General features: G+C 54.7%; 1 protein-coding gene. It reads right to left on the bottom strand.

Translation table 11 applies throughout. From position 1 onward, the window contains the following. Positions 1 to 282, bottom strand: a 282-nt coding sequence (locus tag C1I93_RS33430) for an MATE family efflux transporter (RefSeq protein WP_258378405.1), incomplete at its 3' end; no start/stop codon positions are given. Between the last annotated feature and the right edge of the window lie 179 nt (positions 283 to 461).

The following is a 461-nucleotide window of genomic DNA, read 5'->3' as shown; positions in this document are numbered from 1 at the left end:
TAATAACGGTTGAATGAGCGCCCGGGCTAACGCCTGCGGATTTTTGGCGCCAAATGCCTGCGCCGTTAGGCCGGTGGTGCTCATACGTAGAAATAGCAGCAGCATGAAAAGAAAGCTGGTGGCAGTCGCGCCCACCGCCACGCCGCCCAGGAAAACCGGGCTATCCAGATGACCAATCACCGCCGTATCGACCAGCCCCAGTAAGGGGACGGTGATGTTAGAAAAAATCATCGGCAGCGCGAGACGCCAGAGAGCTTTATCAGAGGAGGTAAAAAGCGGCATGGAGAAAAGCCTGACAAGGAGTTAAACGAAACGAGCGCATTGCCGGATGGCGGCGTAACGCCTTATCCGGCCTACAAGTTAATCATCTCAGGAACTGCATTCCCGTAGGCCTGATAAGCGCAGCGCCATCAGGCTGCACGATTGCCGGATGACGGCTTACAAGGAAATGAAAAAGAGAT

This window comes from Micromonospora endophytica (genome assembly GCF_003236305.1).
Classification (GTDB): Bacteria; Actinomycetota; Actinomycetes; order Mycobacteriales; family Micromonosporaceae; genus Micromonospora; species Micromonospora endophytica.
This window is presented reverse-complemented; position numbering and strand designations above follow the sequence as displayed.